Annotated in this window: 29 protein-coding genes and 1 riboswitch; of the genes, 7 read left to right on the plus strand and 22 right to left on the minus strand. The window is 73.1% G+C overall.

Annotation, left to right across the window (positions count from 1 at the left end):
* The first annotated feature begins 138 nt into the window (after window positions 1–138).
* On the plus strand, window positions 139–519 hold the full coding sequence (locus SM447_RS16840; RefSeq protein ID WP_474573754.1) for an FKBP-type peptidyl-prolyl cis-trans isomerase: 381 nt from the start codon (window positions 139–141) through the stop codon (window positions 517–519).
* A gap of 84 nt (window positions 520–603) precedes the next feature.
* Here the strand turns inward: SM447_RS16840 and SM447_RS16845 are convergent, their stop codons facing one another.
* The 5 genes from SM447_RS16845 to pdhA all read right to left on the minus strand — a co-directional run bounded on the left by SM447_RS16845 (window position 604) and on the right by pdhA (window position 6,309).
* Window positions 604–954, minus strand: a complete 351-nt coding sequence (locus SM447_RS16845; RefSeq protein WP_474573755.1) for an STAS domain-containing protein — start codon at window positions 952–954, stop codon at window positions 604–606.
* Window positions 955–1,142: 188 nt separating this feature from the next.
* The gene (locus SM447_RS16850) at window positions 1,143–2,402 is read right to left on the minus strand and encodes a L,D-transpeptidase (protein WP_474573756.1); all 1,260 of its coding nucleotides are present in this window, start codon (window positions 2,400–2,402) and stop codon (window positions 1,143–1,145) included.
* Between the two features lie 300 nt (window positions 2,403–2,702).
* Complete coding sequence (locus tag SM447_RS16855; RefSeq protein ID WP_474573757.1) at window positions 2,703–4,130, minus strand: dihydrolipoamide acetyltransferase family protein; 1,428 nt, start codon at window positions 4,128–4,130, stop codon at window positions 2,703–2,705.
* Entirely contained in the window at window positions 4,127–5,143 is a 1,017-nt protein-coding gene (locus SM447_RS16860; RefSeq protein ID WP_474573758.1) for an alpha-ketoacid dehydrogenase subunit beta, read from the minus strand. Before SM447_RS16860 ends, SM447_RS16855 begins: the two co-directional genes overlap by 4 nt.
* Window positions 5,143–6,309 carry a pyruvate dehydrogenase (acetyl-transferring) E1 component subunit alpha gene (gene pdhA, locus SM447_RS16865; RefSeq protein WP_474573759.1) on the minus strand — a complete coding sequence of 389 codons (1,167 nt, stop codon included), beginning with the start codon at window positions 6,307–6,309 and terminating at the stop codon, window positions 5,143–5,145. The genes SM447_RS16860 and pdhA overlap by 1 nt, the downstream gene beginning before the upstream one ends.
* A 104-nt stretch (window positions 6,310–6,413) precedes the next feature.
* Between pdhA and SM447_RS16870 the strand changes: the two genes are divergently transcribed.
* Window positions 6,414–6,920 carry an Lrp/AsnC family transcriptional regulator gene (locus SM447_RS16870; protein WP_474573760.1) on the plus strand — a complete coding sequence of 169 codons (507 nt, stop codon included), beginning with the start codon at window positions 6,414–6,416 and terminating at the stop codon, window positions 6,918–6,920.
* Window positions 6,921–6,924: 4 nt separating this feature from the next.
* Here SM447_RS16870 and SM447_RS16875 read toward each other — a convergent pair whose 3' ends face one another.
* Together SM447_RS16875 and SM447_RS16880 are read right to left on the minus strand one after the other, a co-directional pair.
* Complete coding sequence (locus SM447_RS16875; protein WP_474573761.1) at window positions 6,925–7,896, minus strand: DNA polymerase domain-containing protein; 972 nt, start codon at window positions 7,894–7,896, stop codon at window positions 6,925–6,927.
* 151 nt (window positions 7,897–8,047) lie between these two features.
* Complete coding sequence (locus SM447_RS16880; protein ID WP_474573762.1) at window positions 8,048–8,287, minus strand: hypothetical protein; 240 nt, start codon at window positions 8,285–8,287, stop codon at window positions 8,048–8,050.
* Window positions 8,288–8,428: 141 nt separating this feature from the next.
* On the opposite strand from SM447_RS16880, the gene SM447_RS16885 reads away from it, so the two are divergent.
* The gene (locus SM447_RS16885; RefSeq protein WP_474573763.1) at window positions 8,429–8,929 is read left to right on the plus strand and encodes a hemerythrin domain-containing protein; all 501 of its coding nucleotides are present in this window, start codon (window positions 8,429–8,431) and stop codon (window positions 8,927–8,929) included.
* Between the two features lie 73 nt (window positions 8,930–9,002).
* On the opposite strand, the gene SM447_RS16890 is transcribed toward SM447_RS16885, so the two are convergent.
* Both SM447_RS16890 and SM447_RS16895 read right to left on the minus strand, forming a co-directional pair.
* On the minus strand, window positions 9,003–9,830 hold the full coding sequence (locus SM447_RS16890) for a metallophosphoesterase family protein (protein ID WP_474573764.1): 828 nt from the start codon (window positions 9,828–9,830) through the stop codon (window positions 9,003–9,005).
* 32 nt (window positions 9,831–9,862) lie between these two features.
* A complete protein-coding gene (locus tag SM447_RS16895; RefSeq protein ID WP_474573765.1) occupies window positions 9,863–10,669 on the minus strand; it encodes an SDR family NAD(P)-dependent oxidoreductase in 807 nt (268 codons plus the stop codon).
* A gap of 215 nt (window positions 10,670–10,884) precedes the next feature.
* A riboswitch (ZMP/ZTP riboswitch) is annotated at window positions 10,885–10,975 on the plus strand.
* Between the two features lie 18 nt (window positions 10,976–10,993).
* Between SM447_RS16895 and SM447_RS16900 the strand changes: the two genes are divergently transcribed.
* Window positions 10,994–12,430 carry a glycine hydroxymethyltransferase gene (locus tag SM447_RS16900; RefSeq protein ID WP_474573766.1) on the plus strand — a complete coding sequence of 479 codons (1,437 nt, stop codon included), beginning with the start codon at window positions 10,994–10,996 and terminating at the stop codon, window positions 12,428–12,430.
* A gap of 52 nt (window positions 12,431–12,482) precedes the next feature.
* On the opposite strand, the gene SM447_RS16905 is transcribed toward SM447_RS16900, so the two are convergent.
* The 3 genes from SM447_RS16905 to SM447_RS16915 form a co-directional block, all read right to left on the minus strand.
* Window positions 12,483–12,731, minus strand: coding sequence for a hypothetical protein (locus SM447_RS16905; protein WP_474573767.1), 249 nt, complete (start codon window positions 12,729–12,731; stop codon window positions 12,483–12,485).
* Window positions 12,732–12,840: 109 nt separating this feature from the next.
* Window positions 12,841–13,101 carry a hypothetical protein gene (locus SM447_RS16910; RefSeq protein ID WP_091088513.1) on the minus strand — a complete coding sequence of 87 codons (261 nt, stop codon included), beginning with the start codon at window positions 13,099–13,101 and terminating at the stop codon, window positions 12,841–12,843.
* A gap of 88 nt (window positions 13,102–13,189) precedes the next feature.
* Window positions 13,190–14,287 carry an alpha-hydroxy acid oxidase gene (locus tag SM447_RS16915; protein WP_474573768.1) on the minus strand — a complete coding sequence of 366 codons (1,098 nt, stop codon included), beginning with the start codon at window positions 14,285–14,287 and terminating at the stop codon, window positions 13,190–13,192.
* Between the two features lie 105 nt (window positions 14,288–14,392).
* Here SM447_RS16915 and SM447_RS16920 point away from each other — a divergent pair, with 105 nt between their 5' ends.
* Window positions 14,393–14,791, plus strand: a complete 399-nt coding sequence (locus tag SM447_RS16920; RefSeq protein WP_474573769.1) for an MmcQ/YjbR family DNA-binding protein — start codon at window positions 14,393–14,395, stop codon at window positions 14,789–14,791.
* Between the two features lie 3 nt (window positions 14,792–14,794).
* On the opposite strand, the gene SM447_RS16925 is transcribed toward SM447_RS16920, so the two are convergent.
* Window positions 14,795–16,039, minus strand: a complete 1,245-nt coding sequence (locus SM447_RS16925; protein ID WP_474573770.1) for an MFS transporter — start codon at window positions 16,037–16,039, stop codon at window positions 14,795–14,797.
* 87 nt (window positions 16,040–16,126) lie between these two features.
* On the opposite strand from SM447_RS16925, the gene SM447_RS16930 reads away from it, so the two are divergent.
* Window positions 16,127–16,747, plus strand: coding sequence for a CGNR zinc finger domain-containing protein (locus SM447_RS16930; RefSeq protein ID WP_474573771.1), 621 nt, complete (start codon window positions 16,127–16,129; stop codon window positions 16,745–16,747).
* Window positions 16,748–16,873: 126 nt separating this feature from the next.
* Window positions 16,874–17,803, plus strand: coding sequence for an exo-alpha-sialidase (locus tag SM447_RS16935; protein WP_474573772.1), 930 nt, complete (start codon window positions 16,874–16,876; stop codon window positions 17,801–17,803).
* A gap of 337 nt (window positions 17,804–18,140) precedes the next feature.
* On the opposite strand, the gene SM447_RS16940 is transcribed toward SM447_RS16935, so the two are convergent.
* Genes SM447_RS16940 through SM447_RS16980 form a run of 9 tightly spaced genes read right to left on the minus strand, consistent with a single transcriptional unit; the run spans window position 18,141 to window position 26,296 of the window.
* Entirely contained in the window at window positions 18,141–18,449 is a 309-nt protein-coding gene (locus SM447_RS16940) for an antibiotic biosynthesis monooxygenase family protein (RefSeq protein WP_474573773.1), read from the minus strand.
* Between the two features lie 2 nt (window positions 18,450–18,451).
* Window positions 18,452–19,699, minus strand: a complete 1,248-nt coding sequence (locus SM447_RS16945) for a beta-ketoacyl synthase N-terminal-like domain-containing protein (RefSeq protein ID WP_474573774.1) — start codon at window positions 19,697–19,699, stop codon at window positions 18,452–18,454.
* A gap of 29 nt (window positions 19,700–19,728) precedes the next feature.
* Window positions 19,729–21,003, minus strand: a complete 1,275-nt coding sequence (locus SM447_RS16950; protein WP_474573775.1) for a beta-ketoacyl-[acyl-carrier-protein] synthase family protein — start codon at window positions 21,001–21,003, stop codon at window positions 19,729–19,731.
* A complete protein-coding gene (locus SM447_RS16955; RefSeq protein WP_474573776.1) occupies window positions 21,000–21,398 on the minus strand; it encodes a cupin domain-containing protein in 399 nt (132 codons plus the stop codon). The genes SM447_RS16950 and SM447_RS16955 overlap by 4 nt, the downstream gene beginning before the upstream one ends.
* Window positions 21,391–22,185 carry an SRPBCC family protein gene (locus SM447_RS16960; RefSeq protein ID WP_474573777.1) on the minus strand — a complete coding sequence of 265 codons (795 nt, stop codon included), beginning with the start codon at window positions 22,183–22,185 and terminating at the stop codon, window positions 21,391–21,393. The genes SM447_RS16955 and SM447_RS16960 overlap by 8 nt, the downstream gene beginning before the upstream one ends.
* Window positions 22,182–23,561: an acetyl-CoA carboxylase biotin carboxylase subunit gene (locus SM447_RS16965; protein WP_474573778.1), complete on the minus strand. Its 1,380-nt coding sequence runs from the start codon at window positions 23,559–23,561 to the stop codon at window positions 22,182–22,184. The genes SM447_RS16960 and SM447_RS16965 overlap by 4 nt, the downstream gene beginning before the upstream one ends.
* Before the next feature lie 7 nt (window positions 23,562–23,568).
* On the minus strand, window positions 23,569–24,276 hold the full coding sequence (gene accB, locus SM447_RS16970; protein WP_474573779.1) for an acetyl-CoA carboxylase biotin carboxyl carrier protein: 708 nt from the start codon (window positions 24,274–24,276) through the stop codon (window positions 23,569–23,571).
* The gene (locus SM447_RS16975; RefSeq protein ID WP_474573780.1) at window positions 24,273–25,973 is read right to left on the minus strand and encodes an acetyl-CoA carboxylase carboxyltransferase subunit alpha; all 1,701 of its coding nucleotides are present in this window, start codon (window positions 25,971–25,973) and stop codon (window positions 24,273–24,275) included. The genes accB and SM447_RS16975 overlap by 4 nt, the downstream gene beginning before the upstream one ends.
* On the minus strand, window positions 25,970–26,296 hold the full coding sequence (locus SM447_RS16980; protein WP_474573781.1) for a TcmI family type II polyketide cyclase: 327 nt from the start codon (window positions 26,294–26,296) through the stop codon (window positions 25,970–25,972). The genes SM447_RS16975 and SM447_RS16980 overlap by 4 nt, the downstream gene beginning before the upstream one ends.
* Window positions 26,297–26,415: the final 119 nt, after the last annotated feature.

Genomic DNA, 26,415 nt, shown 5'->3' on the forward strand with positions numbered 1-26,415 from the left:
GTCACCTACCGGTGACGCCCGCCGCACCGCGTCCGCCCGCCCCGGCGTCGGTGGCCCGCGTCAGCCCATCGGCCGCGCAGGCACGTAGCATCCGGCAGGATACGTGCTGACCGGAACCGACGTACCAGGAGAACCCGTATGAGCCAGGCAGCGAGCAAGCCCGAGATCGGTGCGATCGAGGGCGCCCCACCGGCTGACCTCGTGATCGAGGACATCAGCGTGGGCGAGGGCCCGGAGGCCCAGCCCGGACAGGTGGCCCGCGTGCACTACGTCGGGGTCTCGCACTCCACCGGCGCCGAGTTCGACGCCTCCTGGAACCGGGGCGAGCCCTTCGAGTTCCCGCTCGGCGGCGGGCGGGTCATCGCCGGCTGGGACCAGGGCGTGGTGGGGATGCGGGTCGGCGGTCGGCGCCGCCTGACCATCCCGCCGCACCTCGGGTACGGCAGCCGGGGCGCCGGTGGCGTCATCAAGCCCAACGAGACCCTGGTCTTCGTCGTCGACCTGCTCGGCGTCCGCTGACCTCGCGTGTCCGGCGCCGGCCCCGTGCCCGGCGCCGGACACGTTCTCGGCCCCCACGCCGGTGACGCGACCGGGGTCGACCGGTCACACCCCGGCGAGCACCCGCTCCGGCGCGGTGTCGACGACCGGGATGACCCGTCGCAGGCCGGTGGCCGACAGCACCCGCTCCACCACCGGCGGCGGGTCGACCAGCACCAGGTCCCCGCCCTGGGATCGCACCCACAGCCGGGCCGCGACCAGCGTGCGCACCCCGGCAGCGGAGAGCAGCCGGACCCCGGACAGATCGACCCGGAGCTCCCGGCGGGCGGGAGCCGCCCAGAGAGCGGCGCGGAACACCGCCACCGTGGCGATGTCGATGACACCGACCGCGTGAACGCACACCGCGTCGTCGGACACCCTGGTCTCGACGGCAAACCGCTCCTCGCGCTCTCGCATGCGACGAACCTATCTCCCGCCACCGACACTTCCACCCTGCCGAAAGGCGGTTCCGGGTAAGCCCAGGGCATGACCCGCAGGCGTGTCGCCTCCGCCCTAGGGACGATCCCCCGCCCCGGCCGGTACGGCCAGCTGCGTTTCACCGGGCTCGCCGAGCGAGCCGAGGCGGAGGTCCGGCGAGGCGCGGCCTACCCGCCGCTCGCCGACGGCTGCGGTTCGGGTGAGCCCCCGGCCACCGCCCCGGGGTCCGGCGCCTGGGTCGGGGTGGGCCGCAAACCGGCGGGTACCGGGAGCGCGCTGCCCTTGGCGAACTGTTCCCAACTCACGTTCCAGGCCGTCCAGCCGTTGCCCTCGTTGAGCTGGACCTCGGTGCCCTTGACGGTGACCAGGTCACCGACCTGGGTGACGCCCATCAGCCAGTCCGCGTTGGCCGCCGACAGGTTGGTGCACCCGTGCGAGACGTTGGTGTACCCCTGGTCCCCCTCGGACCAGGGCGCGCCGTGGATGAACTCGCCGCCCCAGGTGAGCCGCTGCGCGTCCTCCACGTCGACCACGTAAGGATCGGCCGAACCTCGGGTGTCGAAGGTGGTGAACTCGTGCTTCTCCATGATCACCATCTTGCCGCTGGACGTCGGCGTGCTCGGCTTGCCGAGGCTGACCGGCAGCTTGCGCACCAGCTTGCCGTCGCGGATCACCGACATCTGCTTGGTCGCGTTGTCGATCTCCAACTCGACCTGCCGACCGATCTTCGAGGTGGCCCGGCGGTCCGCGTCGCCGACGCTCTCCTTGCCGATCGGCAGCCCTTCGAGCGCGGAGCGGACGCTGATCGTCGTGCCCGGCCGCCAGAAGTCGGGCGCCCGGTAGTAGACCTGGCTGCCGTCGGACACCCAGGACCAGGCACCGGGCTGCGGCGGATCCGTTCGGACGAACAAACGGCGCTGGACATCCGCCCGGGCCTCTTTGGGAATTGGCGGGTCGAAGGCGACGGTTACCGGCATGGCCGTGCCATACGTCCGATCACCGGCGAAATACAAGGTGCTGGTGATCTCCGGTTTGGAGGATTTCGGCTGGGTCGTGAAGGTCGTCCTGCGGGTCACCGTCATTCCGGAGTCGCCGGTGGCGGTGACCTCCGCGGTGTACGTCCGCTTCGGCTCCAGCGTCCGGCTCGGCACCCAGCCGGTGCCGTCCTCTCGCGGCTCCGCCGGAACCGTCCCGCCCTTGTCGTCGGTGATCCGCACGGCAGTGACCCGCCCGTGCTTGACCAGCGTGCCAATCTCCCCGCTGACCGGCACGTCCCGGGTGCCCTCGGCCGGCGTGACGGCCAGTTCCGGGTTGGCTCGCGCCTCGGCGGGCTGCCCCGGCTTGCGGTCGCTGGTGCACGCGCCCAGCGCCAGCGGTGCCGCTGCGACGCTCACCGCCAACAGCGTCAGTCGGCGCCTCAACATCATGATGCGTCCCCCCGTTTATCGCCGCTTCCTCCGCCACATTCTCCCCAGTTCGGGGCCGACGTTTTCGCGGTTTCCATCAGAAGGTGGGAGATGGCAGAGGAACATTTCCGTAATCGCACCGGGACGAACGGAAAATGCCGGAGAGGGCCAGCCGGCCGGGTGTGTCCCATGTCCGGCGCGGTACCACCGGGCCCGGTGGTACCGCGCTCGCCGTGCCAGGCACGGCCGGTCGTCGACGAGGGACGACGGCGGCGGCCCGACCTGGCACCAGGACGCCGGTTCCGCCGCCGACGCGGTCCGTCAGACGGTGGCGATCAGCAGCGCGGGCTGCTCGACGCAGTCCGCCACATGCCGGAGGAATCCACCGGCCACGCCGCCGTCGCAGACCCGGTGGTCGAAGGTGAGGCTGAGCTGCGTCACCTTCCGCACCGCGAGCTGGCCGTCGACGACCCACGGCTTGTCCACGATGCGACCGACGCCGAGCAACGCCGCCTCGGGGTGATTGATGATCGGCGTCGAGCCGTCGACACCGAACACGCCGTAGTTGTTCAACGTGAAGGTTCCCCCGGTGAGCCGGGTCGGTGGGAGTTCGCCGGCGCGGGCGGCCGCGGTGGTGGCCGCCAGCTCGGCCGCCAGTTCCGTGGTGGTGAGGCGCTCGGCGTCGCGCAGCACCGGCACCACCAGCCCGCGGTCGGTCTGGGCGGCGATCCCGAGGTGCACCGCCGCGGACTGGACGATCCGCTGTCCCTCCGTGTCCACCCGGGCGTTGAGCTGCGGGTAGCGGCGCAGCCCGGACAGGCAGATCCGCGCGAGCAGGGCCAGGATGCTCACCGGGCGGTCCGGGCGAGCGGCGTTGATCGCGGCCCGGGTCTCCAGCAGGGCGGTGGCGTCGGCGTCGACCCAGATGGTCACCTCGGGGATCTCCCGGCGGCTGCGGGAGAGCTTGTCGGCGATGGTCCGGCGGATGCCGGTCAACGGGATGATCACGTCCTGCGCGCCGACCGCCGGTCCCGCGTTGCCGGGTTGCGCCCCGCCCACCGGCGGGTCCGTCACCGACCGCTGCGCGACGGTTCGGTCCGCGTCGGCGGTGCTGTTCGCCGCCGCCTGCACGTCGGCGCGTCGGATGACGCCGCCGGGGCCGCTGCCGCGCAGCGTACGCAGGTCCACCCCGTGTTCGCGGGCGAGCCGCCGCACGATCGGCGAGATCACCAGCGCCGGAGCTGCCGGATCCGGCGTGGTCGGTGCCGCGACGGCGGCGTGACCGGCCGGTTGGGCGGCCATCGGCGTCTGCGTCGGACGCGTCCCGACCGGCGGTGGCGTCGCCGCGCCGTTCGTCGGGGCGTGGGCCGCCAGCCGGGACCGGCGCCGCCGCCGGGGGTCGCCGTGTCCGGTGCCGTAGCCGATCAGCACGTTGCCGGAGCCGGCCCGCTCCTCCTCGCGGTAGACCGCGTGCCCGGTCGGCTCGGCGTCGTCGGGCCGGCCGGCGACCGACTCGGCGACCGTGATCAGAGGCTGGCCGACCGGGCGCACCTCACCCTCGGCGCCGTGCAGGGCGACGACCCGACCGGCGTACGGGCAGGGCACGTCGACGACCGCCTTGGCGGTCTCGACCTCCACCACGGTCTGGTCCACGGTGACGGTGTCACCGACGGCGACGCGCCACTGCACGATCTCCGCCTCGGCGAGCCCTTCACCGAGGTCGGGCAGGAGGAAAACCTTCTCGGTCATGCCGCGCTGCCTTCGGTCAGCCAGCGCGGGTCGGGCTGGTCGTCCCACTGCAACCGGGCGACCGCGTCCAACACGCGGTCGACCGAGGGCAGGTGGGTGTGCTCCAACATCGGCGCCGGGTACGGGATGTCCAGCCCGGAGACCCGCAGCACCGGGGCGTGCAGCGCGTGGAAGCACCGCTCCTGCACCCGGGCGGCGATCTCCGCGCCCACTCCGGCGAAGCCCTGCGCCTCCTGCACCACCACGCACCGCCCGGTACGCCGCACCGAGGCGGCGATCGTGGCGTCGTCGAACGGCACGATGGTGCGTACGTCGACCACCTCCAGGTCCCAACCCTCCTCGCGGGCGGCCTCGGCGGCCTCCAGCGCGACCGGGACCGCCGGCCCGTACGCGACCAGGGTGGCGTCGCGTCCGGCGCGGCGTACGACCGCTCGGCCGAAGGGCTCGGTCCGCTTCGGCAGCGCGGTCTCGGCGCCGGCGAAGTAGAGCTTCTTCGGCTCCATGAAGACCACCGGGTCGGGGTCGTCGATCGCCTCCCGCAGCAGCGAGTACGCGTCATCGACGGTCGCCGGGGTGACCACCTTCAGACCCGGGGTGTGTGCGTAGTACGCCTCCGACGAGTCGCAGTGGTGCTCCACCCCGCCGATGCCGCCGGCGTAGGGCACCCGGATCACCATCGGCACGCTCAGCGCGCCCCGGGTGCGGTTGCGTAGCTTCGCCACGTGCGAGGCGATCTGCTCGAAGGCCGGGTACGCGAACGCGTCGAACTGCATCTCGACCACCGGGCGCAGCCCGGACATGGCGAGCCCGACGGCGAAGCCGACGATGCCGGCCTCGGCCAGCGGGGTGTCGAAGCACCGCTTGTCGCCGAAGCGGGCCTGCAATCCGTCCGTGATCCGGAAGACCCCGCCGAGCTGGCCGACGTCCTCGCCGAAGACAAGCACCCGCTCGTCGTCGAGCATCGCGTCGGCGAGCGCGGCGTTGAGCGCCTTCGCCATGGTCATGGTGGCCATCAGGCGTCCTCCTCCGTTGCCGCGGCCAGTTCTGCGCGTACCTGCTCACGCTGCTCCACCAGCTGAGCGGTGGGCTCGGCGTAGACGTGGTCGAAGAGGCTGAGCGGGTCGACCGTGGGGTGGCTGTTCATCCGCTCGCGCAGCTCCGCCGCGTACGTCTCGGCCTGCTCGGCGATCTCGGCGACGGCGGCGTCGTCGAGCGCGTCGCGGCCGCGCAGGTAGGTCTCCAGCCGGGCGATCGGGTCGCGGTCGCGCCATGCCTCGACCTCGTCGGCGTCGCGGTAACGCGAGGCGTCGTCGGCGTTGGTGTGCGGCTCCATCCGGTAGGTGTGCGCCTCGACCAGGAACGGTCCCTTCCCGGCGCGGGCGTGCGCCACCGCTCGGGTGAGCACGGCGAGCACGGCCACCGGGTCGTTGCCGTCGACCTGCTCGCTCGGTACGCCGTAGCCGACGCCCTTGTAGGCCAGCGACGGGGCGGCGGTCTGCCGGGACAGCGGGACGCTGATGGCGTAGCGGTTGTTCTGCACGAAGTAGACGACGGGCGCTTTGAACACGGCGGCGAAGTTGACACCCTCGTGGAAGTCGCCCTCGCTGGTGGCACCGTCACCGATGTACACCAGTGCCACGGTGTCGCGTCCCTGGTACGACTCGCCGTAGGCCAGGCCCGCCGCGTGCACGCACTGGGTGGCCAGCGGGGTGCACTGCGGCGCGGTGCGCCGCGCGGCCGGGTCGTACCCGCAGTGCCAGTCGCCGCGCAGCAGGGTGAGCACCTCGACCGGGTCGATGCCGCGGGCGGTCAGCGCCATCGACTCGCGGTAGGTCGGGAAGACCCAGTCGTCCGCACGCAGCGCCAGGACACCGCCGACCTGGCAGGCCTCCTGGCCCCGGGACGACGGGTAGACGGCGAGCCGGCCCTGCTTGGTCAACGCGGTGGCCTGCGCGTCGAAGCGCCGGCCGACGACCATCCGCCGGTACATCTCGCGCAGCGCCGCCAGGGGCGGCTCGGGATAGTCGGCGCGGGACGGCAGCAGGGTGCCGTCCGGGTTCAGCAGCCGGACCGGCTCGGCCTCGGGCAGCAGGCCGGCGGCGGGATCGGACGCGGTCGGGGTGGCCGGCCGGCGCTTGCGCGGGGATGCCCTGCGGGCCGCCTGGGGGGTGGTGGTCACGGCGGAACCTCCTGGACGTGTGGTGGCCCTATGCTCCTGCTGTCGGATGATTGACTCAAGATGGCCCGGGAACGCGGGATGAATGGCACCCAGAGGAGGCCAGGATGAGCCAGGAGGCCGCCGAGGATGCGGACCGGCGGGTCGCAGCGGGACGTTCGGCCGTCGCCCTCGACGAGGTGGACCGGCGCATCCTCGACGAACTGACCCGCGACGGCCGGCTCTCCATCCGGACTCTCGCGGAACGGGTGCACGTCTCGCGGACCAACGCGTACGCCCGGGTGGAGCGGCTGCTGCGGGAGGGGGTGATCACCGGGTTCGCCGCGCGGGTCGCCCCGGAACCGGCCGGCCTGGGCACCTCGGCCTACATCGCGTTGACCATCAGACAGAACACCTGGCGGGAGGTGTCGGCGGAGCTGGCCCGGGTGCGCTACGTCGAACACGTGGCACTGCTCAGCGGTGAGCACGACGTGCTCGCGCTGGTCCGCGCGCCGGACAACGCCACCCTGCGGGACGTGGTGCTGGACCGGGTGCAGCGCATCGCCGGGGTGCTCGCCACCCGCAGCTGGCTGGTCTTCGAGGAGTACGACGGGGTACGCAGCCCGTGGGCGTGACCGTTCACCGCTCGGGGGGCGACTCCAGACCCTCGCGGTCGGCCAGCTCCAGCAGGGGCTCCAGCGAGAAACGCCGCTCGTCGAGGCCCGCGTGCGGGTCACCCCGCTCGGCGAAGCGGTCCGGCATGGTGGTCACGTCGAAGTCCTCCGGTCGGGCGTCGTCGAGCTCCGCCCAGTCCAGCGGCGCGGAGACCAGCGCGGCGGGCGTCGGCCGGATCGAGTACGCCGAGGTCATCGTGTGGTCCCGGGCCATCTGGTTGTAGTCGACGAAGACCGGCCGGTCCCGCTGCTCCCGCCACCACGTGGTGGTGACCAGGTCCGGTCGACGCCGCTGCATCTCCCGCCCGAGCGCCAGCACCGCGCGGCGGCAGTCACCGAAGCTCCACCGTGGCTCGATGGAGACGTAGACGTGCAGGCCGCGTCCGCCGGTCGTCTTCGGGTAGCCGACCAGGCCCAACTCGTCGAGGAAGCCACGTACCTGCTGCGCCACGGGCACCACCTGGTCGAACCCGACCCCGGGCTGCGGGTCCAGGTCGATGCGCAGCTGATCCGGCCGCTCGACGTCCGCCCTGGTCACCGGCCACGGATGAAAGCGCAGCGTACCCAGGTTGACCGCCCAGGCCACCACGGCGAGCTCTCCCGGCGCCACCTCGTCGGCGGTGCGTCCGCTGGGAAAGGTGATGTGGGCGGTGCCCACCCAGTCGGGCGCGCCCGCCGGTACCCGTTTCTGGTAGAACGCGTCACCCCGGTTGTCCTGACGGGTGGCGATGGTCGCCCCCTCGAACACGCCGCGGGGCCACCGTTCCAGCATCGTCGGCCGGTCCCGCAACGCGCGCAGGATGCCGTCCCCGACGGCGAGGAAGTAGCGCACCACGTCGAGCTTCGTCAGCCCACGCTCCGGGAAGTACGGCTTGTCCGGGTTGGAGACGCGGACGATCCGCCGTCCCACCTGGATCTCCTCCGCCGCCGCTGCCACACCTCAGAGGGTACGACGCGGCACCCGGCCCGGCCGGCCACCGCCGGGCTCCCGGTCACGGACGATGTCCGGCCACCCCCGTCCGCCGGACCGCCGGGGGCGCACCGGTGGGTCGGGCGGACGTCCACCCGCCCCACCGTCGCCGCGCAGCTCAGCCGTTCTCGTTCTGCAGGCGCATGGCCAGCATCTGCTTGCCCTGCTCGCCCGCTTTACGGTTGTTCTCCTGGATCTTGCGGAACCAGCTGGCGAGTTCCTCGTCGCCTCTCGCGTCCGCGTCGGCGATGTAGGTCTCCAGGTGCCAGATGTTCTCCAGGGACATCTGCAGCGCGTGGATCAGGTCGTAGTTCTTGTCCTTCACCGGACTGGCCGGTCGCTGCATCGTCGTGGCCACGGCCCACCTCCCACTCGTAGGTCCCGGCCGCATACCCCCGGCCGGCGGTGGCACACTCACCGGCCCGGGGACACCGGCCGTTTCCGCACTTCGCACCCGGGTAGGAGAGCAGACCTCGAAGCGAGCCGAGGAGGTCAGCCAGTGTCCACCGATGCCATCGTCCTGCTGAAAGAGGACCACAAGGAGATGCGCCGCCTGTTCAAGGAGTTCCAGGCCAGCGAGGACGCTCCGGCCAGCAAGCGCGGCAAGCTGGTGAAGCAGATCCTCGAGGCGCTCACCGTGCACACCTACCTGGAGAACGAGGTGATGTACCCGGAGGTCCGCAAGCGGCTGCCGGAGCTGGAGGACCACATCCTGGAGTCGTACGAGGAGCACCACGTCGCGGACGTGCTCTGCTTCGAGCTGTTCGCCATGAAGCCCGACGACGAGCACTTCAACGCCAAGACGACGGTGCTGATCGAGAACGTCCTGCACCACGTCGAGGAGGAGGAGCAGGAGTGGTTCCCGAAGGTGCGCGAGTCGATGGGGCGCAATGAGTTGCGGGAACTGGGTCAGCGCATGATCGATCTGCGGCCCGAGGCACCGCGGAGCCCGGCCGCGCCCAAGGCGCTCAAGAAGTCGCTGGACGCGATGCGCGCCTGAGGCCTGGTCGCGGGAGTGGCGGCGGAGGCGTTCACCAGGCCATCGGCGGCACCCCCTCCGGTGGCGGCAGGATCTATCGCAGCCGGCCCGGCGGTACGCCCCGCCGCTGCCACTCCCGCGGATAGCCCACCGAGACCTCCTCGAACCGCACCCCGTCGTGCCAACTGGTGCGTGGGATGTGCAGATGGCCGTAGACCACCGTGGCGGCGGCGAAGCGTACGTGCCAGTCGGCGGTGGCCTCGGTGCCGCACCACTGGGCGAAGATCGGATACCGCAGCACCCGGGTCACCTGCCGGACCAGCGGCCAGTGGTTCATCAGCACGGTCGGCAGCGCCGGATCACGCTCGGCGAGCCTGCGGGCGGTCTCGGCCACCCGGGCCGCGCACCACGCCGACCGGCTGTCGTACGGCTCCGGATGCAGCAGGAACTCGTCGGTGCAGACGATCCCCGTCCGGTACGCCTCGGCCAGTGCCGCCTCGGGGGTGTCGAGGCCGTCGGGCCGCCAGCTGTAGTCGTAGAGCAGGAATAGCGGTGCCACGGTCACCGGGCCGCCGGGCCCCTCCCACACCGGATAGGGGTCCTCGGGGGTGATCACGCCGAGAGCACGGCACAACTCGACCAGGTGCGCGTAGCGCGCCGCGCCCTGCAACGTCACCGGGTCGCCGGGCGGGGTCCACAGCTCGTGGTTGCCCGGCGACCAGACCACCCGGGCGAACCGTCCGGCCAGCAGTCGCAGCGCCCAATCCACCTCGGCGACGGTGTCGCCCACGTCGCCGGCGACCAGCAGCCAGTCCGCCGGCGTCCGGGGCCGCAGCCCTTCCACGACCGACCGGTTCTCCGGGTACCGCACGTGCAGGTCACTGATGGCCAGGAGACTGCCCCCGCCGCCCGTCCCCGCCATGCGGCGATTCTAGAGAGACCGGCGACCCGCAGTCAGGAGCCGGACCCGGGCTCGGCCATCCTGCGATGCTGCTCCGCCTTGAGCCGATCCGGCACGATCTTGCCGGCGGCGGTCTGCACCCGGTTGAGCAGGGATCCGGCCGACACCGTCTGGTCACCCTTCATCAGGGCCTTGAATCCCTCCTCGGCGACCTGACGCGGGTCGTCCTTGCGCCCGGAGCCGACCCGGGTGTCCTCCATGTCCGCCCGGGCGAAGAAGCCGGTGTCGGTGGGTCCGGGCATCAGCGACGTCACGGTGACCCCGGTGTCCTTCAACTCGTTGCGCAGCGCTTCGGCGAAGGACTGCACGAACGACTTGGAGGCGTTGTAGACGGCCTGGAACGGTCCGGGCATGGTCGAGGCGATCGACGACGTGAACAGCACCCGGCCGGATCCCCGGGCGACCATCTCCGGCAGCAGCAGCTTCGCCAGGTGCACGGTCGAGCGCACGTTGAGGTCGACGACGTTCAGTTCGTCGGCGAGGTCGGTGCCCCCGACGAACTCGCCGCCGGCGCCCCGGCCGGCGTTGAGCGCCAGCGCGTCCACCGCGCGGCCGGTGGCCCGCACCGCCGCCGCGAGTTCCGCCACGCCCTCGGCCCGGGCCAGGTCCGCCCGGACGGGCTCCACCCGTGGACCGCCGTCGCGGCGCAGCTTCTCCGCCGCCGCCGTGACGCCCTCGTCCTCGGCGGCGATCACCAGGTCGAACCCGTGCTCGGCGAACTGCGCGGCCAGCTCGTACCCGATGCCGCTGGAGGCACCGGTCACCACCGCCAGCGGCCGTTCGGTGCTCGGAGTGGTCATCTGCTTCCTCACTCTCCTCGGCTGCCGGGCCGACCGTCACCGTGCGGCCCCGGTTCTGCTGTGCCCCGACCGGGGCGGGCTAACCTTCGCCGGCCGCCCCCGATCCCCGGGGCGTCGGCCGGTCGGGACCGGTCCGGGTCGCCGCCGCGTCGACGCCGTCGGCGCGGCGGCCCCGACGGCGCTGCGGCCACCGCGACGGCGTACCCGGTAGGATCCCCTCGGGCCGTGACTGGCGCATTGGAGATGGAGAACCATCGGGGAGCGGCCCCGTCACGAGGACGCATGCCGAGCGCCTGGGCCTTCCGCACGTCACCTGGAGGTCACATGCCGCGCAACGTCGAATCCACCGCCTTCCGCAGCGCCCTTGAGGTGATCCGTGGTGTCGAGCCGCGGGTCGCCGACGCGATCGGGGCGGAACTGGCCGACCAGCGTGAGTCGCTCAAGCTGATCGCCAGCGAGAACTACGCCTCCCCGGCCACGTTGCTGGCCATGGGCAACTGGTTCAGCGACAAGTACGCCGAGGGCACCGTCGGACGCCGCTTCTACGCCGGCTGCCAGAACGTGGACACCGTGGAGGCGCTCGCCGCCGAACACGCCCGGGAGCTGTTCGGCGCGGCGCACGCGTACGTGCAGCCGCACTCGGGCATCGACGCCAACCTGGTGGCCTTCTGGGCGATCCTGGCCGACCGTGTCGAGGCGCCGGCACTGAAGCGGGCGCAGGCGCGCCACGTCAACGACCTGACCGAGGCGGACTGGTTCGCGCTCCGGCGTGAGTTGGGTGACCAGCGGATGCTTGGCATGTCACTGGACGCCGGTGGGCACCTCACCCACGGCTTCCGGCCGAACATCTCCGGCAAGATGTTCGACCAGCGCAGCTACGGCACCGACCCGGCCACCGGCCTGGTCGACTACGACCGGGTCGCCGAGGCGGCCCGCGAGTTCCGCCCGCTGGTGCTGGTCGCCGGCTACTCGGCGTACCCCCGGAAGGTCAACTTCCGGATCATGCGGGAGATCGCCGACTCCGTCGGCGCCACCTTCATGGTGGACATGGCGCACTTCGCGGGCCTGGTCGCCGGCAAGGTCTTCACCGGCGACTTCGACCCGGTGCCGCACGCGCACATCGTCACCACCACGACCCACAAGTCGCTGCGCGGCCCGCGCGGCGGCCTGGTGCTGTGTGGCCCGGAGCTGGCCGACCAGGTCGACCGGGGCTGCCCGATGGTGCTCGGCGGTCCGCTACCGCACGTGATGGCCGCCAAGGCGGTCGCCCTGGCCGAGGCCCGCCGGCCCGACTTCGCCGACTACGCCCAGCGGATCGTGGCCAACGCGCAGGCGCTGGCCGAGGGCCTGCTGCGCCGGGGTGCCACGCTCGTCACCGGCGGCACCGACAACCACCTGGTGCTGATCGACGTGACCGGCTACGGGCTGACCGGCCGGCAGGCCGAACAGGCGCTGCTGGACTCGGGCATCGTCACCAACCGCAACGCGGTGCCGCAGGACCCCAACGGCGCCTGGTACACCTCCGGCATCCGCGTCGGTACGCCGGCGCTGACCACCCGGGGTCTCGGCACCGCGGAGATGGACACCACCGCCGAGCTGATCCACACCGTGCTCAGCCAGACCACCGCCGGGGCGAACCCGGACGGCACGGCGTCCAAGGCGAAGTACGTCCTCGACCCGGCGCTCGCGGACAAGGTCGGCCGCCAGGCCGGCGAGTTGCTCGCCGGCTTCCCGCTCTACCCGGACGTCGACCTGGGCTGACCATGGACGCGCCGGGCCGGGACATCCCGGCCCGGCGCGCCCCCGGCACCGGTCAGTAGTTGAACGTCCAGAGGAACCACTGGGTGCTCACCGGCGCGTAGCTCTGCTCGCAGTACCACCAGTCCCAGAGGCCCTGGCTGGCGCCGGAGGCGCCGTACGACCGGCAGAAGTCGTAGCTGTAGTAGACGCCGCGCAGCGTCCCGCCCGCCGGATCCGCCTGCGCCGGCGCCGCCCCGGCGACCACCGTCGCGCCTACCGCGGCGAGCGCCGCCAGCGGCGCCACCACCCTGCTCCGCACCATGGGTACCCCCAATGCCAGACCTCGTCGATGCCGTTGCATCGACAACTGGTAACAGGATGGTGACGCTCGGCACGGGCGGTCAACGCGATCCCGAGCAGTGGCGGGCGGCTCAGGCGAGCGGCCGCTTGAGGTGGTAGCGGTGCACCTCGGTGCTGCCCTGCACGTTGTTCACGTCCTCGGCGGCGGAGACGAGTTCCCAACCGTCGCGTCCGGCCCGGTTGAGGTGCGCGATCGCGGTGTCGCCGTACGCGGTGATGTCCTTTCGGGAACCATCCGGGCCGTACCAGACGAACGAGACGTGGAAATTGCGGCCCTGCCCCTGGTAGCGGCGGACCAGCAGGGCGTACTCCCAGGCAACCATGTCGCCCATTATGACCGTCCACCCCGGACGATGGCAGGGCGGCGGTCACAGGTTGCGAAGCGGTGAACGCGGTGGGTCGCGTGGCTCGGGCACCCGGTCAGCCCACCGGCACGGTGCGCAGCTCGCGGGCGGCCGCCGGGTCGGCGCAACCGGCGAGGGCCAACGCGTGCCGCAACTCGTCGGCGAGCAGGGCCAGCGCGGTGCTCGCCGCCGGTCGCCCACCCACCGCAAGGGCCCAGAGCATCGGTCGACCGAGCAGGACACCGTGGGCACCCATGGCCAGGGCACGCAGCACGTCGACACCGCTGCGGATCCCGCTGTCGAGCAGCACCTGGCAACGGTCACCGACGGCGGCCACCACCTCGGGAAGCATGGTGGCGCTGGCCGGTGCCCCGTCGAGCTGCCGACCTCCGTGATTGGACACGACCACCGCCCGCGCTCCCGCCTCCACGGCCCGTACCGCGTCGGCCGGGTCGAGGACACCCTTGACGACCAGCGGCAGGTCGCTCCGCTCCCCCAGCCACCGCAGATCCGCCCAGCTCAACGCCGGAGCGGAGGCCGCACCACGGTCCGCGGACACCTCGGTGACGCCCGGCGTACCGCCGTGGGCGAGGTCGTCCCGGCCGCCGGGCAGGTTCGCCGGGAGCAGGTCCGGCGGCAGCCGGAAGGCGTTACGCAGGTCCCGGAGGCGCCGGCCGAGCACCGGCACGTCCACCGTGACCACCAGCGCCCGACAGCCGGCGGCCCGGACCCGCGCCAGCAGATCGGCCACCAGGCTTCGGTCCCGCAGCCAGTACAACTGGAACCACACCTCGGCGCCGGTGGCGGTGACCTGCTCGATCGGTGTGCTGCCCAGGATGCTGGCCAGGTACGGCACGCCGGCGGCCCGGGCCGCGGCGGCCAACGCGGGCTCGCCGTCGGGATGCACCAGCCGCTGGTACGCCATCGGTGCCACCCCCACCGGCATCGCGTGTTCCCGGCCGAGCAGCCGGGTACGCAGACTCGGAGTGGTCACCCCGGTCAGCACCCTCGGCAGCACGCCGACCCGGTCCAGGGCGGCGCGGTTGCCTCCGAGGGTCACCTCGGCACCGCTGCCACCGTCCAGGTAGTCCCAGACCTGCGGCGGCAGCACCCGGCGGGCCAGGGCGGCGAAGTCGGCCAGGCAGACCGGCGGTGGACCCGGCATGATCTCCATGCCGTCCACCATCCCCGACCCGCCGCCCGCCGCGCCAGGCGCACCCGCGCTACGCCGGTCCGACGGCGGGCACACGGGGCGCGCCACCTGGCGTACCGTCGGGAGGTGGCCAGTTGGGACGACGTACGCCGGATCGCGCTGAACCTGCCGGAGACCAGCGAGCGACCCTCCTACGACGGGGTGGCCGCCTGGCGGGTCAAGGACAAGTCGTTCGTCTGGGAACGCCCCCTGCGCGGCAAGGAACTCGACGCGCTCGGCCCGGCCGCGCCGGACGGACCCATCCTCGGGATCCGGGTCGCGGACCTGGGCGTCAAGGAGGCGTTGCTCGCCGACGACCCCGCTCTCTTCTTCACCACGCCGCACTTCGACGGGTACCCGTCCGTGCTGGTCCGACTGGACCGGATCGGCATCCCGGAGCTGACCGAGCTGATCGTGGAGGCCTGGTACGTCCGCGCCCCGAAGCGGCTCGCCGCCGCGTACCGGGCGGAGACGGCGGGACAGTAGCGGTCACCGGGCACGACCGGACGGCGCGGCCCGGACGACCGGCGGCGTCGCCGTCGGATCGGCGGGCCGGCTCGGGAAACGCTGAGTCTGTCGTCCGTGGGCGGCGGGCCGGATGAGCCGCTCGCCGAGCGACAGCACCAGAGCCACGACGCTGAGCAGGGCGCCGATCAGCACCGTGCCGTGCGCGCCGTGGCTCGGCAGGGCGAGGCCGCCGGCGAAGGCACCACCGGTGATGCCGACGTTGACGGCGGCGGAGACCGTGGCGGCGGCGAGGTCCGAGCGCCCCGGTGCCACCTGCAGCACGAGACCACCGAGGGTCGCGGTGAACGCGGCGAAGGCCAGGCCGGCCAGCGCGATCAGGCCGACGGCCACGGTGGGCCGGCGGCCCAGCGCGGCCAGCCCGACCAGTGCCAGCGACTGGAGTGCGACGGTCGTGACCAGGGCTAGCCAGGGGCTGCGATCCACCACCACGCCGATGGCGAGGATGCCGAGCACGCTGGCGACGCCGCGGGCCAGCAGAACGGCTCCGACCGAGGCGGCGGGCATCGCGCTGACCTCCGTCACGAAGAGGGCCACATAGGTGTACGCGGCGATCGCGCCGGCGGTCGCCAGCACCGCCACGGTCACCAGCAGCCAGAAGCGGCGGGCGTCGGGGGTCGCACCTCGGGCGGCGTGTCCCTGATCCGGCCGCGTCGAGGGCAGCAGCGAGGCGACCACGACGAGGACGATCGCGCCCAGCCCGGCCACCGCCAGGAACGAGGCCCGCCAGCCGGCGTGCTCGCCGAGCCAGGTGCCCGCTGGCACGCCCAGGGCCAGGGCGATGGTGCCACCGGCGAACACGACCGCGACCACCCGCCCTCGTAGACCCGGTCGGAACAGCTCCGCGGCCGCCGGCACCACCACCGCCCAGAACAACGAGTGGGTCGCCGCGGTCGCCATCCGTGCCGCCATCAGCAACGCGAAGGTGCTGGCGAAGACCGTCAACACGTTGCTGACCACGAAGCCGGCCAGCAGGCCCGCCAGCAGCCGCCGGCGAGGAACCCGGCGGACCAGCGCCGTCAACGGAACGGAGGCGACCATCACCACCGCGCCGTACGCGGTGACCAGCATGCCCACGTCCGCGGGTGAGACGTCCAGGTCCCGGGCCATCGGCAGCAGCAGCCCGATGGGCAGCGCCTCGGCGGTGGTGTAGAGGAACGTCCCGCCCGACAGACCGATCAGTACCGCCGTCGCCCGCCCGCGTCCCATTCGCCCTCCAGCGTTACCGTCTAATCAGGTTATGGGGGTAACAGTAGGGAGCGCCGCGACCAGGGTCAACTGGTAAAGTCGGTTTTGATGGAAACATACGAGGGTTTCCGGGGGCTGCGCCTGGTGGGCGGCAACCTCGCGCTGGACTTCGTCAACACCCGCACCGGCCCACCCGTCGGGCCTCCCGACGGCGACGCGCTCACCGGCTACGCCGAGCTGGTCGCCTGGGCCCGGCACACGGGCGACCTCACCGAGGCCGAGGTGGCCAGGCTGCACCGCCGTTCCCGCGACGAACCGGAAGCCGCGCAGGCGGCCTTCGTACGTGCCCTGCACGCCCGCGATCGTCTCGACGAGGTGTTTCGGGCACTGGCCACCGGCCGCGACCCGAGCGCTGCAGCCCTGGCCCACCTGCGCGACGAGGAGGCGGACGCGCTCGCCCACGCGCGGCTCGACCGGGCCGGCAGCTTCGCCTGGACCTGGCGGGACGACCAGACGGCGGACCGCCCGCTACGGCCGGTGGTCCACGCGGCAGTCCAACTGCTCACCACCGGCACGCTGGAGCGGATCAAAGGCTGCGGCGGCTGCCGCTTCCTCTTCCACGACGAGAGCAAGAACCGCAGCCGCCGCTGGTGCAGCATGGACGACTGCGGGACCGCCGAGAAGGCTCGACGCTACGTCGCCACGCGACGCACCCGCACCGCGAGGTGAGCGAACGGCCCCACCCGGCGGCGACATCGCCGCCGGCACAGCGGCTCCGGACGACGACCGCGGGTTCGTCGCCCGTTCGTCCGTCCGCCACGTCGGCGTCGCCTGCTCCGCGTACCGTCGACGCCCGTGATCATCCGTCCGGCGACCACCGAGGTGCGCGCGCTACGCCGTATCGGTGACACCGCCCCGCACAGCGCCTTCACCGACCTGGTCCGGCACGCGGGAGCCTGGTTCTGCGCGTTCCGGGAGGGCCGCTCGCACCTGTCCGACGACGGCGTCCTGCGGGTGTTGACCTCCTCCGACGGCGAGTCGTGGGAGACCGCGGCCGTCCTCGTTCAGGCCGGCGCCGACCTGCGCGATCCGCGCCTCGTGCCGCGGCCCGACGGACGGCTGCAACTGCTCGCCGCCGCCGCGGCCGGCACGCCGAAGCGGTTCCGGACGGTCACCGCACTCAGCGACGACGGTCACCGGTGGGACGAGCCGAGACCGATCGGGGAACCGGACGTCTGGGTTTGGCAGGCCGCGTGGCGAGGCGACGTGATGTACGGCGTCGGCTACGCCACCCGGGAACCCCGGTTCGTCCGGCTGTACCGCAGCGAGGACGGCTTCGACCTGCGCCCGGTGGTGCGGACGCTGTTCTCCGACGGGTATCCGAACGAGTCCGGACTGGTCTTCGACCCCGACGGCACCGCCACCTGTCTGCTGCGCCGCGACGGCGGCCCGGCCACCGCGCAGCTCGGCCGCGCCCGCCCGCCGTACCGCGAGTGGACCTGGACGGACCTGGGCGTACGGGTGGGCGGTCCGGCACTGTGCCGGCTGCCCGACGGCACCCTCGTGGCGGCCGGACGCCTGCACGACGGTGTGGTGCGGACCGCGATCTGCGCCGTCGACGTGGCACGGGGCCGGCTGCGGGAGCTGGTGACGCTACCCTCCGGCGGCGACTCCAGCTATCCCGGCCTGGCCTGGCACGACGAGCGGCTGCACGTCAGCTACTACTCCTCCCACGAGGGGCGCAGCTGCGTCTACCTGGCCGAGGTCGGCCTCGGGCCGCGCTGAGCATGCCGTCCGCGGCGCCGGCAGAGCACCCGCGGCCGCCTCGGCGACGCGGGGCGGCAGGTCCGCCGGGGGCCGCCGGTCGGCCCCGCTCAGCGAGAACAGCGGTCCGGTCATGACGTCCCCACCCTCCAGCACCCGACGAGTCCGCAGGTAGCGCCCTCGGAGCACTGCCGGAACCCTACGGCAGGCCCGATGCGCATTGCGTCATGCAAATGGATGCACGAGAAGGGCGACCGGCAGGATTGCCGCCGGGCCGATCGGCGAGGATGATCGATTCCGTGTGTCAGCCGTAAGTGACGGCATCAACACCGAACGTGCGAATTGTGGTGCGGAGCGGTCAGGCCGGGACCGGGGTCTGAGCGTGGATGTGGAAGCGCAGCGACCGGGCGTCGGTGAAGCACTCCCGCATCGGCCGGACCAGCTCGCGATGCTCGGGGCTGCGTTCCCACGCCTCGAAGTCGGCCAGGTCGGCCCACTCACTGGTGATGAGCCACTGCTCCGGGTCGGTCGACGAACGGCACACCTGGTCCACCAGATGCCCCGGCACGCCGTCGGCGACCAGGTGGCGTACCGCCTCGTAGGCGCGGAGAAAGTCCTCGGTGCGGTCGTCGGGCACCCGCACCAGGAAGACCACTCGTGCTCGCATGGTCACCCCTCCTGTCCGTCCGGTGGCGCACCGCGCAGCACCAGCGCACTGTTGAATCCGTCGAAGCCCCGGGCGCAGATCAACGCCACCCGGGTACGCGGGCGGCGGGCGGCCCGCAGGAAGTCCAGCTCGCAGCCGTCGGCGACGACGTCCGGGCCGGCCGAGGCGGGCAGCGTGTCGTGCGCGAAGGCGAGCAGGGCGGTGGCCACGTCCAGTGCCGATCCGCCCTGGTGCGCCCGCCCGGTCAGTGCCTTGTGGGTGCTCACCGGTGGTGTGCGGCCGCCGAAGACGGCGCGCAGCGCGCTCGCCTCGGCCCGGTCGTAGCGGGGCACCCCGAGGGCGTCGGGAACCACCACGTCCACCTCCCCCGGTTCGACGCCGGCCCGGCCCAACGCCAGCCGCATGGCGCGGGCGTACTGGTGCGGGTCACCGGCGCTGTCCGCCGTGGTGTGCGCCGCGTCATGGGTGGCACCCCAACCGGTCACCTCGCCGTAGATGCGCGCGCCCCGCGCCCGCGCGTGGCCCAACTCCTCCACCACGAACACCGCGCCCCCCTCGGCGGGCAGGTAACCACTGGCGGTGGCGTCGAACGGCCGGTAGGCCCGTTCCGGGTCGGTCACCTCGCTGAGCAGGCCGGAGCGCAGTTGGCAGGCCAGCGCGTACGGGCTCAGCGGGCACTCGGTCGCCCCGGCGAGGACCACCGACGCGCCGCGCCGCACGGTCCGCACCGCGTGCGCGAGGCTGTCCAGGCCGCCAGCGGACTCGGCCACCAGCACCCCGCACGGCCCCTTCGCCTGGTGTCGGATGGAGAGCTGGCCCACGCTGGCCGCGTAGAACCAGGCGATCGACTGGTACGCGCCGACGGTCCGCGTCGGTGACGACCAGAGACGTTGCAGCTCCCGCTGACCGAACAGGTTGCCACCGGAGGCGCTGGCCAGGGTCACCGCCCACCGGTACGGGTCGGTGGCCCGCTCGGGCAGGCCGGCGTCGCTGAGCGCCAGGGCGGTGGCGGCGAAACCGAGGTGGGTCCACCGGTCCGTCTGCACCAGGGCGCGGTTGTCGGCGTACCGGGCCGGATCGAAGTCCGCCACCTCACCGCCGAGCCGGGTCGGGTAACCGGAGGCGTCGAACAGCGTGATCGGCCCGGTACGGCGGCTGCCGGCCAGGACCGTACGCCAGTGCGCGTCCGCGCCGACGCCGCTGGGCGCGACCACCCCGACGCCGGTGACCACGGCCCGCCCGGCGGTCATGGCGTCACCTCGCCGGACACCCGGCCCGCTCACGACGTCACGTCCCGGGCCGGCCGGCGGAACAGCATCGCCGACTGGAACCCGCCGAACCCGCTGCCCACCGAGAGGGCGACGTCGACCGGCACCTCCCGGGCCTCGTTCGGCACGTAGTCGAGATCGCACTCCGGATCCCGGGTGGCCCAGTTGGCGGTCGGTGGCACCACCCCGAACTCGATGGCCAGTGCGCAGGCGGCCATCTCGATGGCACCGATGGCACCGAGCGAGTGCCCGACCATCGACTTGATCGAGCTGATCGGCACCCGGTACGCCGCCGACCCGAGGGACCGTTTGAACGCGGCCGTCTCGTGCCGGTCGTTCTGCCGGGTGCCGGAGCCGTGGGCGCTGATGTAGGAGACGTCCTCGGGCCGCACCCTGGCCTGCCGCAGGGCGTCGGTGATGGCCAGCCCCATCTCCACGCCGTCGGGTCGCAGCCCGGTCATGTGGTAGCCGTTGCTGCGGCTGGCGTAGCCGGCCACCTCGCAGTAGACGTGCGCGCCGCGCCGCGCGGCGTGTGCGGCCTCCTCCAGCACCAGCACCGCCGCCCCCTCGGCCAACACGAAGCCGTGCCGGTCGGCGTCGAAGGGGCGGGAGGCGTGCGCCGGGTCGTCGTTGTCCGGGCTGGTGGCCTTGATGGCGTCGAAGGAGGCCACGGTCACCGGGGAGATGGGTGAGTCGGCGGCGCCGGCCAGCACGATGTCGGCCTCGCCGTCGACGACCAGCTGGTGGGCGTATCCGATGGCGTCGATACCGGAGGTGCAGCCGGTGGAGACCACCTGCGCCGGACCGTGCAGGCCGTGTCGGCAGGCCACGTCGGCGGCCAGGCTGCTGGGCATCAGCGCCGGATAGAGGTACGGCCCGCCGAGTGCCGCGTCGACCAGCCAGCGTCGGCCGCTGTCGCTGACCGTCACGTACTCCTGCTCCAGCGCCATGGTGCCGCCGACGGCGGTGCCGAGCACGACACCGGCGCGGTCGCGTTCGGCGTCGGTGAGTTCCAGTCCGCTGTCGGCGACCGCCTCGGCGGCGCAGGCCAGCGCGAACTGCACGTACCGGTCGGCGCGCTGCCGCTGGGCGGGGGTCAGCCCGGCGGCGTCCGGGTCGAAGTCGCACTCGGCGGCGATCTGCGAGCGGAACGGCGACGGGTCGAAGAAGCTGATCCGCCGCGTCGCCGTGCGTCCCTCGGTGATGCTCTTCCAGAACCGGTCCCGGGTCACCCCGCCGGGGGCCACCACCCCCACCCCGGTGACCACGGCGCGGCGGGTGGTCACGATCCGTCCCGCTGTTCGACCACCTCGGTGTCGACGTGGCCGAGTTCCGGTCGCGGGGCCAGCGGTCCGAGGTGGAAGACCACCTCCGCCGGTACGTGCCCGGTGTTGCGCAGCCGGTGCCGGACGTTGCGGGCCACGAAGAGCGCCTCACCGGCCGCCAGCGGCACCGGTTCGTCGTCCAGGTCGACGGTGATGGCGCCCCGGGCGACGTAGAGGAACTCCTCGCTGTACGGGTGGTAGTGCTCGGCGATCCGCTCGCCCGGCGCCATGGTGGCCACGCCCATGAAACCCGAGGTGCTGCCGACGGTGCGCGGACCGAGCAGCACCCGGAGTTCGCCGCCGCGACGCCGGTCGGCGGGTACGTCCCGGGCGGCCACCAGCGCGAGGTCACTCATCGTCGGATCCCGTCGCGCCGGTGCCGGTCGACGCGGCCACCGGTGCCGCGCTCGTCGGGCCGGGGCTCGCGGGCGGCGAGGTCGCTCGTTGCCGGGCCAGCCGTTCGACCCGCTCCTTGATCACGGCCAGTTGCACGGCGCTGTTGGTGTTGATCCGCTCGGTCATCCCGGCGTTGTCCACCGGCGCGGTCGGCTTCATCGCGAAGTCCTGCACCCAGGTCATCCGGACGCCGTCGGGCTCCTCGGTGTAGGTCCAGTGGATCCGCATGTACTCGAACGGTCCGGTCTCCACCCGGCGCGCCCGCACCTGGCGGGTGGCCGGGTCCGCGGTGCGCTCGCTGACCCAGCTCCAGGCGACTCCGTTCTCGTCCGGATGCATGGTGAGCCGGAACCGGACGGTGTCTCCGTCCCGGTGCAGGATCTCGGCCCGCGCGTACTCGGTGAACAGGTCGGGCCAGTTCGCCACGTCGTTCGTCACCGACCAGACCAGTTCCAGCGGCGCGGCGACGACGATGCTGTTCTCGGTGTGCCCGGGCGGGTCGGCGCGCCGGGCGACCAGGTCGGCCACGGCGGGGATGCTCAGCTGGGCCGCCTGCTCCGGAATGCTGACCTGCCACCGGTCGGCGACCACGGCGGAGAGTTCGAGCAGGGCTAGGGAGTCCATCCCCAACTCCTCCAGCGAGGCCGCCGGCGCGCGGGCGGCGGCGTCCGGGTCCAGCCCGCAGTTGGTCACCAGGATGTCGGTTATCTCCGCGGTCAGCGGCGCACGGCCGTCGGTGACGGTCATCGTTTCCTCCTCGGGTGTGCGGGTTTCGGTGCGGCGAGAAGTCGGTCCACCAGGCCGGTGGAGTGACGTCCCTTGCGGAACTCGGGGTCGTCGAGCACCCTGCGGACGAACGGGATGGTGGTCCGCATCCCGGGCCCGGAGATCTCGAACTCGCCGAGAGCGCGGTCCAGCCGGCTCAACGCCAGGTCGCGATCCGGTGCCCACACCGCGACCTTCGCCAGCAGCGAGTCGTAGTAGGGCCCCACCAGGTAACCGGCGTGGCCGTGGGTGTCGACCCGGGTGAACGGGCCGCCGGGCGGTACGAACCGGTCCAGCCGGCCGGGCGTGGGCGCGAATCCGTGGTCCGGATCCTCCACATTGACCCGGCATTCGATGCCCACCCCGGTGAACCGGATGTCCTGCTGCCGCCAGCGCAGCGGAGTTCCGGCCGCGACGTGGAACTGCTCGTGCACCAGGTCGATCCCCGTGATCATCTCGGTGACCGGGTGTTCCACCTGGATTCGGCAGTTGATTTCCAGGAAGTGGAACCGCTCCTCGGCGTCGACCAGGAACTCCACCGTTCCGGCGCCGGTGAACCCGACATCGAGCGCGCCGCGCAGGGCGGCGCTGGCGATGGCGTCCAGCGTCGCCGCGGACAGCGCCGGGGCGGGTGCCTCCTCGACCAGCTTCTGGTGCCGACGCTGCACCGAGCAGTCCCGGGTGCCCAGGTGCACGCCGTTGCCGTGCGCGTCGCAGAGCAGCTGGACCTCGACGTGCCGGGCATCGGTCAGGTAACGCTCCACGTACACCCGGTCGTCGCCGAAGGCGGCCTGCGCGGCCGCCCGGGTGCGTGCGTACGCCCGGGGCAGGTCCGCCGGGGTCCGGACCACGGTCATCCCCCGGCCCCCTCCCCCGGCGGCGGCCTTGATGATGACCGGGTAGCCCACCTCGGCGGCGACGGCCGCGGCCTCGGCGGCCGTCGGCACCGGCCGCACCGCGCCCGGCGCCAGCGGCAGCCCGGCGCGGCTCATCAACGCCCGCGCGGAGGACTTGTCGGCCAGCACCGACATCACGTGCGGCGGCGGACCGACGAAGGTCAGCCCGTTGTCCGCGCAGATCTCCGCGAAGTCGGCGTCCTCGGAGAGGAAGCCGTAGCCCGGATGCACCGCCTGCGCGCCGACCTTGCGGGCGGCCTCCACCACCGCGGCGGCGTTGAGGTAGCTGCGGCGGCTGGCCGAGGGGCCGATCCGGACCGCCTCGTCGGCCAGTCGCACCGCCGCCGAGTCGGCGTCCGCGGTGGAGTAGACCACGGCGGTACGGATGCCCAGTTCCCGGCAGGCGCGCAGGATGCGCAGCGCGATCTCGCCCCGGTTGGCGATGAGCACCTTGGAGAACATCGGCACCTCACCCTCCGGCCGGGTCCAGGGCGACCAGCGGCTGGTCGTACTCCACCGGCTGCCCGTCGGTCACCAGCACCTCGACGACCCGACCGGGCCGGTCGGCGGCGACCTCGTTCATCAGCTTCATCGCCTCGACGATGCCGACGACCTGCCCGGGCCGGACCAGGTCGCCGACGGCGACAAAGGGCGCGGCACCCGGCTGCGGCGACCGGTAGAAGGTGCCGACCATCGGCGAGCGGACGGTGGTGCGGGTCGCGGGGTCCGCCGCCGGCGCGGCCGTGGGCGGTGCGACCGGCGACCGGGGGGCGGGGGCGGAGGTGCCGGCGGCCTCCGGCGCGCCCGGACCGGAGCCGGTCGGGCGCTCCCACTCCACCTCCAGTTCCACGTCCCCGCAGCGCAGCCGCAGGCGGCGTACCGGTGCGGCCAGTTCGGCGACGAACTGCCGGGCGTGTCGACGCAGTTCGGCCAGGGTGGCGTCCGCCTCCGCGTAGCGGCCGGGCCGGGCAGCGGTGCCGTCCGAGGGGCGCCCGTTCTCCGCGCCGGCCGCGTCGGTCGGAGCGGTCCCCGCCGGTGGTCCGCCATCGACGCCGACCTGCCGGTCGCGCGCCTCGTCCGCTCCGGATTCCGGCGCGGTGGTCGAGGGTGCGGAGCCGCCGACGTCCACCACCGGGTGACCGGCGACCGTGGGTACGCCGCCGGCCGCGCCGCTCATCGGGCACCCGCCCTGGTGCCGGCACGGGCCGCGCCGAAACGGCGGAAGCGCCCTCGGCGCCGTTGGACGAGGGTCGCCGCGGGCACGTCCAGCAGCGGCAGCAGGTTGGCCAGCAGCGCCTGGCGGACGGTCCGGGCCGTCGCCTCCGGATCCTCGGCGGCCGAGCCCGCCGGCTCGGGGACGACCTCGTCGACGACCCCGAGTCGGCACAGGTCCGGCGCGGTCAGGCGCAGCGCCCGGGCCGCCTGCGGCGCGGCGGTACGGCCCGGCCAGAGGATCGCGGCGCAGCCCTCCGGGCTGATCACCGAGTACACCGCGTGCTGGAGCATCAGCACCCGGTCGGCCACCGCGAGGGCGAGCGCCCCGCCGCTGCCGCCCTCGCCGGTCACCACGGTCACCACCGGCGTGGGCAGCATGGTCAGGGTCAGGATGTTCTCCGCGATGGCCGCCGCCTGGCCGTGCTCCTCAGCGTCGACGCCCGGGTCGGCCCCCGGGGTGTCGACCAGGGTCACCACCGGCAGCCCGAGCCGGGCCGCGAGTCGCATCAGCCGCAACGCCTTGCGGTGGCCCGCCGGGGTGGCCATCCCGAAGTTGCGGGCGGCCAGCTCGGCGGTGGTGTGCCCCTTCTGGTGTCCGATCACCATCAGGTGACGGCCGTCGAGCCGCGCCAGCCCGCCAACGACCGCCGGGCAGTCGCCACCGAGCCGGTCGCCGTGCAGTTCCGTGAAGCCGTCGAAGGTGGTTTCCAGGTAGTCCAGCGTGGTCGGACGACCGGGATGCCGGGCCAGGCGTACCGTCTCCCAGGCGTCGCGGGCCGGCGCCCCCGCCGGGTCGCCCGGACGGGCCGCCTCGGCCGCCGGGGCGGAGACTGCGGACCGGTTCGTGTCCCGCCGGCCGACGCCCGCCACTGCGAGCAGGGTGGCCAGCCGGGCGCGCAGCGCGTGCCGGGGCACCACCATGTCGACCTGGCCGTGCCGCAGCAGGAACTCGGCGGTCTGGAACCCCTCCGGCAGGCTGCGCCCGGTCACCTGACGGATCACCCGAGGACCGGCGAAGCCCATCCGGGCACCGCTCTCGGCGAGCACCAGGTCCGCGCTGGTGGCGAAGGAGGCCGCCACTCCGCCGTAGGTGGGGTCGGTCAGCACGCTGACGGTGAGCAGCCCGGCCTCGCGCAGCGCGGCCATGGCCTGGCTGACCGTGGCCATCTGCATCAACGACAGGGCCCCCTCCTGCATCCGGGCGCCCCCGGAGGCGGTGACCAGGACCAGCGGGACGCCCACCTCCAGCGCCTGCTCGGCGGTACGGGTGATCAGCTCGCCGACGGCGCAGCCCAGACTGCCGCCGAGAAACCGGAAGTCCATCACCGCGAGCGCGCAGCGCGAGCCGCCGACCGTGGCGGTGCCGCAGAGCACCGCCTCCGGCAACCCGGTGTCGGCGCGGGCGGCGGTGAGCCGGTGCGGGTAGGGCAGGACGTCGACGAAGCCGATCGGATCCACCTCGACCGCGCGATCCGGCAACGGCCGGAACGACCCGTGATCGACCAGTTGACCGACCCGTTCGGGGGCGGCGAGCCGGGAATGCAGGCCGCACTCCGGGCAGACGTCGAGGTTGCGGCGCAGCCGCTTGCGGTAGAGCAGGGCCGCGCAGCCGCCGCACCGGGACCACAGGGTCTCGCCCGAGGGCACGGTGGCGGTCACGACCGCCCCCCGTCGAAGCGGTAGAAGCAGCGCGCCATGGCGTCCCGCGGCGAGCGCCAGTCCGGCAGGTACGGCGAGACGTACGGCTGCAACCGGGTACTGACCCTGGCGAACTCGGGATGCGCCCGGGCGGCCTCCACCGCGCCGTCTCCGGCCGACTCGGTCTCCATGAGGTGCACGTACAGGTCGTGCAGGCGGTACAGCGAACGATGCCGAACGCCCACCAGGCGGGGCAGATCGGTCGTGTCGGACTCGGCGAAGATCTCGGCGACCGACGATTCGGCGGTCGGGACCACCTTCGCGACGATCAGCGTTCGGTCCATGCTGGTCCTCCCCCCATGGGCCCGGTGGTGACGCCACCGGGTGTGCCCGGACGGCTGCCGCCACGATGCTCAGCGGCGCGTCACCCGGGCGTCACCGCCACCCCGGGAACGGGCGGCGT

The organism is Micromonospora aridisoli, assembly GCF_056150025.1.

What these genes read in the sequence shown, in the direction of transcription:
- SM447_RS16840 (WP_474573754.1), top strand. Translation starts at nt 139, where the DNA reads ATGAGCCAGGCAGCGAGCAAGCCCGAGATCGGTGCGATCGAGGGCGCC.
- SM447_RS16845 (WP_474573755.1), bottom strand. Translation starts at nt 954, where the DNA reads ATGCGAGAGCGCGAGGAGCGGTTTGCCGTCGAGACCAGGGTGTCCGAC.
- SM447_RS16850 (WP_474573756.1), bottom strand. Translation starts at nt 2,402, where the DNA reads ATGATGTTGAGGCGCCGACTGACGCTGTTGGCGGTGAGCGTCGCAGCG.
- SM447_RS16855 (WP_474573757.1), bottom strand. Translation starts at nt 4,130, where the DNA reads ATGACCGAGAAGGTTTTCCTCCTGCCCGACCTCGGTGAAGGGCTCGCC.
- SM447_RS16860 (WP_474573758.1), bottom strand. Translation starts at nt 5,143, where the DNA reads ATGGCCACCATGACCATGGCGAAGGCGCTCAACGCCGCGCTCGCCGAC.
- SM447_RS16870 (WP_474573760.1), top strand. Translation starts at nt 6,414, where the DNA reads ATGAGCCAGGAGGCCGCCGAGGATGCGGACCGGCGGGTCGCAGCGGGA.
- SM447_RS16890 (WP_474573764.1), bottom strand. Translation starts at nt 9,830, where the DNA reads ATGGCGGGGACGGGCGGCGGGGGCAGTCTCCTGGCCATCAGTGACCTG.
- SM447_RS16895 (WP_474573765.1), bottom strand. Translation starts at nt 10,669, where the DNA reads ATGACCACTCCGAGCACCGAACGGCCGCTGGCGGTGGTGACCGGTGCC.
- SM447_RS16900 (WP_474573766.1), top strand. Translation starts at nt 10,994, where the DNA reads ATGCCGCGCAACGTCGAATCCACCGCCTTCCGCAGCGCCCTTGAGGTG.
- SM447_RS16905 (WP_474573767.1), bottom strand. Translation starts at nt 12,731, where the DNA reads ATGGTGCGGAGCAGGGTGGTGGCGCCGCTGGCGGCGCTCGCCGCGGTA.
- SM447_RS16910 (WP_091088513.1), bottom strand. Translation starts at nt 13,101, where the DNA reads ATGGGCGACATGGTTGCCTGGGAGTACGCCCTGCTGGTCCGCCGCTAC.
- SM447_RS16915 (WP_474573768.1), bottom strand. Translation starts at nt 14,287, where the DNA reads ATGGAGATCATGCCGGGTCCACCGCCGGTCTGCCTGGCCGACTTCGCC.
- SM447_RS16925 (WP_474573770.1), bottom strand. Translation starts at nt 16,039, where the DNA reads ATGGGACGCGGGCGGGCGACGGCGGTACTGATCGGTCTGTCGGGCGGG.
- SM447_RS16930 (WP_474573771.1), top strand. Translation starts at nt 16,127, where the DNA reads ATGGAAACATACGAGGGTTTCCGGGGGCTGCGCCTGGTGGGCGGCAAC.
- SM447_RS16940 (WP_474573773.1), bottom strand. Translation starts at nt 18,449, where the DNA reads ATGCGAGCACGAGTGGTCTTCCTGGTGCGGGTGCCCGACGACCGCACC.
- SM447_RS16945 (WP_474573774.1), bottom strand. Translation starts at nt 19,699, where the DNA reads ATGACCGCCGGGCGGGCCGTGGTCACCGGCGTCGGGGTGGTCGCGCCC.
- SM447_RS16955 (WP_474573776.1), bottom strand. Translation starts at nt 21,398, where the DNA reads ATGAGTGACCTCGCGCTGGTGGCCGCCCGGGACGTACCCGCCGACCGG.
- SM447_RS16960 (WP_474573777.1), bottom strand. Translation starts at nt 22,185, where the DNA reads ATGACCGTCACCGACGGCCGTGCGCCGCTGACCGCGGAGATAACCGAC.
- SM447_RS16965 (WP_474573778.1), bottom strand. Translation starts at nt 23,561, where the DNA reads ATGTTCTCCAAGGTGCTCATCGCCAACCGGGGCGAGATCGCGCTGCGC.
- accB (WP_474573779.1), bottom strand. Translation starts at nt 24,276, where the DNA reads ATGAGCGGCGCGGCCGGCGGCGTACCCACGGTCGCCGGTCACCCGGTG.
- SM447_RS16980 (WP_474573781.1), bottom strand. Translation starts at nt 26,296, where the DNA reads ATGGACCGAACGCTGATCGTCGCGAAGGTGGTCCCGACCGCCGAATCG.